This window comes from Myxococcus sp. CA039A, assembly GCF_013336645.1.
GTDB lineage: Bacteria > Myxococcota > Myxococcia > Myxococcales > Myxococcaceae > Myxococcus > Myxococcus llanfairpwllgwyngyllgogerychwyrndrobwllllantysiliogogogochensis.
The window spans coordinates 1-8293 of the sequence record NZ_JABUMQ010000422.1 but is presented as its reverse complement, the minus strand read 5'-3'; the positions used below and the strand labels follow the sequence as shown (position 1 = coordinate 8293).

The window sequence follows — 8293 nt, the reverse complement described above, 5'->3', positions numbered from 1 at the left end:
CCTTGCACCCGCCCCAAGTCTCGCCACGCACACGGCCATCCATCCTTTCGGAAGGTCCGCCCCGAGTCCCGCAACGCAGAAGGGCCGGCCCCCCGCGTGTAGCGGGAGCACCGGCCCTCTGCTTCAACACCCGGGCCTCACGGCCCCGGCGTCACGACTGGCGGAACTCGGCGTCCACCACGTCGTCCTTCTTCGCGCCCGGCTGAGCCCCGGGAGCAGCACCCGGAGGCGGCTCGCCACCCGGCGCCCCACCAGTGGCCTTGTACATCTCCTCCGCGGCCTTGTAGCTGGCGGCCTGGAGCTTCTCGAGCGCGGACTTGATGGCGTCCTTGTCCTGGCCCTCGCGCACCTTGTTGAGCTCCGCCACGCTGTCCTCGAGCGCCTTCGCCACGTCCGGAGTGAGCTTCTCCTTGTTCTCCTTGACGAGCTTCTCCGCGGCGTAGGACTGGGCCTCCGCCTGGTTCTTCAGCTCCACCAGCTCGCGGCGCTCCTTGTCGGCCGCCTCGTTCGAGCGGGCGTCGGCGACCATCTTCTCCACCTCGTCCTTCGCGAGACCGGACGAGTGGGTGATGGTGACCTTCTGCTCCTTGCCGGTGGCCTTGTCCTTGGCGTTGACGTTGAGGATGCCGTTGGCGTCGAGGTCGAACGTCACCTCGATCTGCGGCACGCCGCGCGGCGCCGGGGGCAAGCCCGTCAGGTGGAAGCGGCCCAGGCTCCGGTTGTCGTTCGCCATCTCGCGCTCACCCTGGAGCACGTGGATCTCCACCTGCGACTGGCCATCCGCGGCCGTGGAGAACGTCTCCGACTTGCGCGTGGGGATGGTGGTGTTGCGCTCGATGAGCTTGGTCATCACGCCACCCAGCGTCTCCACGCCCAGGCTCAGCGGCGTCACGTCCAGCAGGAGGATGTCCTTCACCTCGCCGGAGAGCACACCCGCCTGCACCGCCGCGCCGACGGCGACGACCTCGTCCGGGTTCACCGAACGGTTCGGCTCCTTGCCGAACAGCCGCTTCACCGCTTCCTGCACCTTCGGGATGCGCGTGGTACCGCCCACGAGCACGACCTCGTTGAGGTCCTTGAGGTCCACGCCCGAGTCCTTCAGGCACTTGCGGCACGGCTCCAGCGAGCGCTCGATGAGGTCATCGATCATCGCCTCGAATTTGGCGCGCGTGAGCTTCAGGTTGAGGTGCTTGGGACCGGTCGCATCCGCCGTGAGGAACGGCAGGTTGATGTCCGTCTCCGTCGCGCTCGACAGCTCGATCTTCGCCTTCTCCGCCGCCTCCTTCAGGCGCTGGAGGACCATCTTGTCCTTGCTGACGTCCAGCCCCGTGTCCTTCTTGAACTCGGAGATCAGCCAGTCCATGATCCGCTGGTCGATGTTGTCACCGCCCAGGTGCGTGTCGCCGTTGGTCGCGAGCACGTCGACCACGCTCTCACCCACCTCCAGGATGGAGATGTCGAACGTGCCGCCGCCGAAGTCGTAGACGGCGATCTTCTCGTCCTTCTTCTTGTCCAGGCCGTACGCGAGCGCCGCGGCGGTCGGCTCGTTCACGATGCGCCGAACCGTGAGGCCCGCGATTTCACCCGCGTCCTTCGTGGCCTGGCGCTGAGCGTCGTTGAAGTACGCGGGGACGGTGATGACCGCCTCCGTCACCTTCTCACCCAGGTAGTTCTCCGCCGCCCGCTTCAGCTTCAGCAGGATCTGCGCGCTGATCTCCGGCGCGCTGTACTGCTTGCCGTCCAGTTCGATGCGCGCGTCACCGTTCGGTCCTCGAGCAACCTTGTAAGGGACGAGCTTCGCCTCCTCGGTCACCTCGTCATGCCGCCGGCCCATGAAGCGCTTGCTGGAGTAGATGGTGCGCTCCGGATTGGTGATGGCCTGGCGCTTCGCCACCTGACCAACCAGTCGCTCGCCGTCCTTGGTGAACGCGACGACCGAGGGCGTGATGCGGCTGCCTTCCTCGTTGACGATGACCTTGGGCTCGCGACCCTCCATGATCGCCACCACGCTGTTCGTGGTGCCCAGGTCGATCCCAATAATCTTGCCCACGGTTCGTATCCTCCGGAAATAACTGCGTTTTCTGCGAAAGCTCCTGATGTACGCCCAACGTAACCACCCACCCCCCTGTGTCAAACCGGAGGTGGCGCCGGGCCCTCTGGCACAAGGTGGTGCTCCCGGGTGCGTAGCGCAGTGCGCACGAGGCTGGTTGCCGCGTCACGTCATCGCCACCTTCACGGCACGGGTGCGTAACGCGCTCTACACCGCCGTCACCTCCAGGTAGCAACCGGGCGACCTTTCGAACACCAACCAACGCTGCAACCCCTTGGAATGACATGCCTGCCCGCCTGCTGACGCCTCGCGTCACCGGTTGGCAATGAAAGTGCACATTGCGGCGACGCGTCGATGTCGGGTTCCCCCACCCGCACCTACCCTGGAGCCATCCTCATGTTGGTTCAGCCCCTGCGCTCTCCGGACCTCCGCCGCTCCCCGTCGGCGGACGTATCCGCTGAACCGAAGGTCGCGGTGCTCCTCAACGCCAATGCCCGGAAGGTGGACGCCCGGGTGGTGAAGTCGCTGTCGCACGTGGTGCCGGAGCAGGACCTGTTCCTCTCCCGCTCGCAGTTGGACGGCCGCCGCATCGCCCAGACGGTGCTGGAGCGCGGCTATCCCCTGGTCTTCACGGGCGGCGGCGACGGCACGTTCATGGGCTTCGTGAACGAGGTCCTCCAGTTGGTCGGCCCCCGAGGCCGCTTCGCCGGTCAGCAGGCGCCCCGCTTCGGCATCCTCAAGCTGGGCACGGGCAACGGTATCGCCGCCCACGTCAACGCCTCCGGCACCCGGGGCGACGGAATCCTCAACGACGTGCTGCGCGCCCGCACCGGTGAAGTCCCGGGCTTCCGCCCAATGGACCTCCTGATGGTGGATGGGCAGCGCGCGCCCTTCGCGGGGCTGGGCGTGGATGGCAAGGTGCTCAACGACTACATCTGGGTGAAGGAGAACCTGGGCAAGGGTCTCCTCAAGAGCGTGCTGTCCGGCAGCGGTGGCTACTTCTCCGCGGTGGCCTGCAAGACGGTGCCGCACTACCTGACGAACTCCACCTGGGTGGAGTGCGAGGTCGTCAACGGGCAGGCCGGCGAGGCGTACCGCCTGGGCGCGGACGGCCAGCCCATGGGCGAGCCGGTGGCCCCTGGCGAGCTGCTCTTCCGGGGCAGGCTGATGATGGCCGCCGCGGGCACCATGCCCTTCTACGGCTATGGCTTCCGCATGTTCCCCTTCGCGTGTGGCCGGCGCGGCTTCATGCAACTGCGGCTGGGCCAGGTGACTCCCACGCAGGTGCTGGCGAACCTGCCCCGCCTCTGGAACGGGCGCTGGTTCCCCGAGGGCCTGCACGACTTCCACGTCCGCGACGCCACCATCCGCTTCGCGCGCCCCATGCCCTTCCAGGTGGGCGGCGACGCGGCCGGATATCGGGATCAGGTGTCGCTGTCCGTGGCGCCCGAGTCCATCGAGCTCGTCGACTTCAACGGCGCGCTGAACTAGCCCGCTGGGCTGGAAGGGGGCGGCCAGATTGCCGCCCTCCCCCGCCTGGCCGACTAGCCCCTGTCGCGTGAAGCCGGGGGCTTCTCGCCCGGCTCCTTGCGGCGTCCCACCACGAAGGCGTAGCTGACCGTGGCCTTGCCGTTGCTCTCGCGGTGCAGCGCCAGTTCCTCGCGCAGCGCGGACGCCTGGGAACCCGACATGGGCTTCAGGCTGGACTCCACCTCTCGGTAGTAGTCGTCGAGTTCCACGTCGTGCAGCGTCTCCGCCGACTCCGGCTCGAATCCGCCCAGCTCCAGCGACTGGAGCAGCTCGCGCGGCAGCAACAGGGGGGCGCCCAGACGGCGCTCCCAGAGCTCGGCGGCGGCCTTGGGGACGACTCGCGCCACCCTCGCGGGGAAGGTCATTCCCAGCCGCCCTCTTCTCGCCAGGAGCGGCCGCAGGGACGACAGCGTCCCGCGCAGGGTGTACAGCACCCGGCCCTGGACAAGGATGGCGTCGAAAGCGCCGTCCGGCAGTCCGAGCGAATCCAGGGCCACGCCGCGCACATCGATGCGGTCCGTCAGCCCTTGATGGCGCACCCGCTCGCGGGCGGAGGAGACCAGGGCCTCGTCCATGTCCGCGGCCAGCACGGTGCAGCCCATCTCCCGGGCGAGCAGCAGCGCCGCGCTGCCATCCGCGCCACACCCGAGCACCAGCACCCGGGCGCCCGGCTCCAGTTGGGCCACCTTGGCGAACCGCCGAGTCACGTCGTCCGAGCTGAACGCGCGCCGGGCGTCCGCGGGGTGGTACAGCGGAAAGGGATCTGCCGGGCTCATGGGCTCCTCATATACCCAACCCCGCCCGGACTTCCAGAGACGGCGCGGGCCCCCCACCCGACAGAGGAGGCCGCGCGCGTCCGGCGTCACAGGTAGTAGACGACGCGCGGGTCCTTTTTCAGCTGTTCATAGATGGAGCGCCGCTGCTCCTCGGACAGCAGGTACACCGACACGCTGAGGGACAGGTACTTGCCCTTGCTGCTGGGCTGCTCGTGGATGGAGTCCGGAGAGATTTCGGAGCCCATCATCTTCCGGAACAAGTCCCTCACGTGCTCGGCGAAGCCGGGCCCCTGCAGGCCCATCACCTTGAAGGTGTAGACCGCGGGGTACTCGATGAGGGGCTTCTTCTCTCCGTCTTCCGGAGGGGTGTCTCCAGGGCCGTCGTTCGTCATGACACGTCTCTTCGCGCAGGCACCCGCGGGTGCCTAGAGCAGGTTGGCGGCGAGCTCGGCCAGGGCACTGCGCTCGCCCTTGGCCATGGTGATGTGCGCGGCGATCTTCTCGCTCTTGAAGCGATTGACCACGTGCACCAGGCCGTTGTTGGTCGAATCCACATAGGGGTTGTCGATCTGGAACGGATCCCCCGTGAGGATGATCTTCGTGTTGTCACCCACGCGGGTGATGATGGTCTTCACCTCGTGAGGCGTGAGGTTCTGCGCTTCGTCCACGATGATGAACTGGTTGGGGATGCTCCGGCCACGGATGTACGTGAGCGGCTCGATTTCCATCAGCCCCAGGTCCAGCAGTTCGTGATAGCCGCGGCCGGCCTTCTTGTCCGCGCGGCTGAGGTTCATCAGGAACTCCACGTTGTCGAAGATGGGCTGCATCCAGGGGTTGAGCTTCTCCTCGACGCTGCCGGGCAGATACCCGATGTCCCGCCCCAGGGGGAAGATGGGGCGGCTCACCAGGAGCTTCTGGTAGAGGTTCTCCTCCGTCACCTTCTGGAGCCCCGCGGCGATGGCCAGCAGCGTCTTGCCCGTGCCCGCCTTGCCGACGATGGTGACGAGCTTGATGTCGTCGTTGAGCAGCAGGTCCAGGCAGAAGGCCTGCTCCATGTTGCGCGGACGGATGCCCCAGGTGCCTTCCTTGCTCTGGCGGAGCAGCGGCACCAGCCGGTTCTTGAGCCCGTGCAGGCGCCCCATGGCGGTGTGCGACGGGTTCGTCTCGTCCTTGAGCAGCACCAGCTGATTGGGGAAGAGCGTGTCCACGTCCGGCAGCTCCACCTCCGCGCCGGGCCTGTACATCTGGTCCACCAGCTCCTTGGGGACGAGCCGCTCGGTGAAGCCCGTGTACAGCTCGGTGATCTCCACCCGCTCGGTGTCGTAGTCCTCTGCGATGAGGCCCAGCGCGTCCGCGCGGATGCGCAGGTTGGTGTCCTTGGTGATGAAGACGGCCTGGGTGTCAGGCTCCTGCTCCATCAGGTCGATGGCCACCGCGAGGATGCGGTTGTCCATCAGGTTGCTGTCCGCCATGGACAGCGGCAGGTCGCGGTCCGTGAAGCACACGCGCAAGAGGCCGCCCCTCGGCATGGGCACCCCTTCCTTCAGCGAGCCCTCCGCGCGGAAGGTGTCCAGGTAGCGCGCCACCATGCGGGCGTTGCGCCCCAGCTCGGAGAGATCTCTCTTGAACTGATCAATCTCCTCGATGACGTAGATGGGGATGATGACGTTGTTGTCCTCGAAGCCGTAGATGCTGCGCGGATCATGGAGGAGGACGTTGGTATCGAGGATGAAGTTCTTTCGCATCGTGGGTTCGCGCGACCTGATTGGTTCGGGTGCGACCGCTGGGGACCGTGCGACGTGGCTGAGCCTGACGCCCACTCCAATATAGACAGCGGCTCCGACGGAAGCAGCCAGGTTGGCGTCGGGGACGCCGGTTGTTCGAAACCCCACGCCTTGGCGCTCAGTGCGCGAGCACGGGGGCGAGCGGGTCGTACCCCAGCAGCTCCGCCAGCCGCTCGGGGGGCGGCCCCGGGGGCATGCGCTCCCAGGGGAAGCGCTGCTGGAGCGCCTCCTCGTCGAGCGTCACCACCTGTCGCCCCGTCTGCTCGCGCGCTTCGGCCCAGGCCTTGGCGTCGAACGAGCGGATCAGCCGGCGACTGAGCGGAGACAACATGGGCATGGGGGTGAAGGGGAGCGGCTGCCCTTCCGCGTCGCGCATGCAGCCCAGCTCCACGGCCCACGCGAGCAGCCAGCGAGGGCGCTTGCCGCCAGCGCCGCGCAACGCGAGGAAGCGCCCCTGGGCCGCGCCGTCCACGAAGAGGAAGCGCCGGTCATAGACGCTCGCGGCGGCGAAGGTGGAGGGAGTGAGGGCCAGGGCCTCCGCGCCGATGCGACGGGCCATGAGCATCAAGAGTTCCAACAGGGGCGCGGAGAGCGCGAGCCCGGGGTGGCTCTGCCCTGGCAGCGGTGGGCGGTGCCAGTCGAACGAGCGGCCCGGATTCTGGAGCAGCAGCGCGTCCACATAGAGCAGGGGCGCGGTGGCGAGCGCGTCACCGAGGCCGACCTCGGCGCCGGTGGCCATGCGCAGGGACAGGTCGGCGACGGGGGCGTAGAAGCGGCGGCTCCACAAGACGACCCGGGGGCGGAACGGATCCTCGCCCTGGATGCGCAGTTCGATGGGCCCCACCCGCTCCTCTGCGCGCTGGAACAGGCCGTAGGTGCGCAGGACGCGCTCGAGGCCCTGGTGGCTGTAGGTCCCGAACAGCAGGCCCACGCGGGTCTTCTGGGAGTCGCCCAGGCCCAGGTCCTCGAGGGAGAGTTCCTCGGGGTCGAGCGCGGCCAGGTCCGCCCCGCTCAGGTGCTGATAGATGCGGCGGAAGCGGGGGTTGATGGGCAGCGTCCGAGGCATGGGGCCTCCTAGTCGTAGCGGATGTCGATGACGGTCAGCTCGATTTCGCCCCGGGGGCGGTGCACCTCGACGGAGTCACCCACGCTCTTGCGAAGAAGGGCGCGACCGATGGGGGACTCCACGCTGATGCGACCTCCGGCGGCGTCGATTTCGTCGGACCCGACAATCTGGTACTTCGTGCGTGCCCCGTCCTCGTCCTCCAGGGTGACCGTGGCGCCGAAGTAAACGCGTGCACGGTCGCTCTGTTCAGAAGGCGTGACGATGGTGGCGGTGTCCAGGCGCCTCTGTAGGAAGCGGATGCGGCGGTCGATTTCGCGCAGGCGCTTCTTTCCGTAAATGTACTCGGCGTTCTCGGAGCGGTCCCCCTGGGCGGCGGCGGCGGAGACCTCGGCGGTCACCTTGGGGCGCTCCTCGTTGAGCAGCCGGACGAGCTCCCGGTGCATCCGCTCGGCGCCCGGGCGGGTGAGGTAGCGGCGGAAGGGAGCCTTCTCGTCGCCGTCCTCGGCCTCCGGGTCTTCGTGTTCTTCAGGGGGGAGGTCCTGGGCCATGCCTGCTGTATACAACCGATGACTGACGGCGGCGTTCGGCGGAGCCCCAGGCGTTCACGGGGAGGCGGTGGAAGCGCCGTCAGGATGGGGGACATGCGCTCGCCAGTGGAAAGCGCGAAGGAGTTCGGGTAGGAAGCGCCTGCCTTCGGGCCCAGGCGGGCCGCGCGAGTTTTTTTGAACAAAAGAATAGTGCGAGTCGCTAGCTCAGATGGTAGAGCACCGGCCTTTTAAGCCGAGGGTCGGGGGTTCGATCCCCCCGCGACTCATGTAGGTGGCGACGTCCCCGTCGTCTAGAGGCCCAGGACGCTGGCCTTTCAAGCCGGTAACACGGGTTCGAATCCCGTCGGGGACACTGCAATCGGGGCCGGAAGCCGCTGGAATCTCAGCGGCTTCCGGCCTCGGTTCTTTCAGGCTCTTACTCGTCTCCAGGATGTCCCGAGCCGGAGACGCATCCCGCCCTCCTCCAGCCGATTCGTCAGGGGCGGAGCGTGCGCGTCAGTGCTAGGCCCTGCTGTCATGTCCGGCGACTCCCCCGTCCC

At 67.6% G+C, this 8293-nt stretch carries 7 protein-coding genes and 2 tRNA genes; 3 read left to right on the top strand and 6 right to left on the bottom strand.

The annotated features are described in order from the left end of the window. Positions 1-151: 151 nt before the first annotated feature. Positions 152-2050: a molecular chaperone DnaK gene (gene dnaK, locus HR086_RS42145; protein ID WP_174458610.1), complete on the bottom strand. Its 1899-nt coding sequence runs from the start codon at positions 2048-2050 to the stop codon at positions 152-154. Positions 2051-2446: 396 nt separating this feature from the next. Here dnaK and HR086_RS42140 point away from each other — a divergent pair, with 396 nt between their 5' ends. Then, positions 2447-3541: a diacylglycerol kinase family protein gene (locus tag HR086_RS42140; RefSeq protein ID WP_141648839.1), complete on the top strand. Its 1095-nt coding sequence runs from the start codon at positions 2447-2449 to the stop codon at positions 3539-3541. A 53-nt stretch (positions 3542-3594) separates the two neighbouring features. Here the strand turns inward: HR086_RS42140 and HR086_RS42135 are convergent, their stop codons facing one another. From HR086_RS42135 to greB, 5 genes are all read right to left on the bottom strand, one after another. After that, complete coding sequence (locus HR086_RS42135; RefSeq protein ID WP_174462644.1) at positions 3595-4356, bottom strand: cyclopropane-fatty-acyl-phospholipid synthase family protein; 762 nt, start codon at positions 4354-4356, stop codon at positions 3595-3597. Positions 4357-4442: 86 nt separating this feature from the next. Continuing rightward, positions 4443-4748: a YbeD family protein gene (locus HR086_RS42130; protein ID WP_141648841.1), complete on the bottom strand. Its 306-nt coding sequence runs from the start codon at positions 4746-4748 to the stop codon at positions 4443-4445. 33 nt (positions 4749-4781) lie between these two features. Then, complete coding sequence (locus HR086_RS42125) at positions 4782-6101, bottom strand: PhoH family protein (protein WP_141648842.1); 1320 nt, start codon at positions 6099-6101, stop codon at positions 4782-4784. Between the two features lie 157 nt (positions 6102-6258). Then, positions 6259-7206, bottom strand: a complete 948-nt coding sequence (locus HR086_RS42120) for a deacetylase (RefSeq protein ID WP_141648843.1) — start codon at positions 7204-7206, stop codon at positions 6259-6261. Between the two features lie 8 nt (positions 7207-7214). Further along, a complete protein-coding gene (gene greB, locus HR086_RS42115) occupies positions 7215-7754 on the bottom strand; it encodes a transcription elongation factor GreB (RefSeq protein ID WP_174468445.1) in 540 nt (179 codons plus the stop codon). A 193-nt stretch (positions 7755-7947) separates the two neighbouring features. Here greB and HR086_RS42110 point away from each other — a divergent pair. After that, a tRNA-Lys gene (locus tag HR086_RS42110) sits at positions 7948-8020 on the top strand. Positions 8021-8033: 13 nt separating this feature from the next. Continuing rightward, positions 8034-8106, top strand: a tRNA-Glu gene (locus tag HR086_RS42105). The last annotated feature ends 187 nt before the right edge of the window (positions 8107-8293 follow it).

Bases quoted from the DNA above. Each gene is read 5' to 3' on its own strand.
- HR086_RS42140 (WP_141648839.1), top strand. From the start codon at position 2,447: ATGTTGGTTCAGCCCCTGCGCTCTCCGGACCTCCGCCGCTCCCCGTCG.
- HR086_RS42135 (WP_174462644.1), bottom strand. From the start codon at position 4,356: ATGAGCCCGGCAGATCCCTTTCCGCTGTACCACCCCGCGGACGCCCGG.
- HR086_RS42130 (WP_141648841.1), bottom strand. From the start codon at position 4,748: ATGACGAACGACGGCCCTGGAGACACCCCTCCGGAAGACGGAGAGAAG.
- HR086_RS42125 (WP_141648842.1), bottom strand. From the start codon at position 6,101: ATGCGAAAGAACTTCATCCTCGATACCAACGTCCTCCTCCATGATCCG.
- HR086_RS42120 (WP_141648843.1), bottom strand. From the start codon at position 7,206: ATGCCTCGGACGCTGCCCATCAACCCCCGCTTCCGCCGCATCTATCAG.
- greB (WP_174468445.1), bottom strand. From the start codon at position 7,754: ATGGCCCAGGACCTCCCCCCTGAAGAACACGAAGACCCGGAGGCCGAG.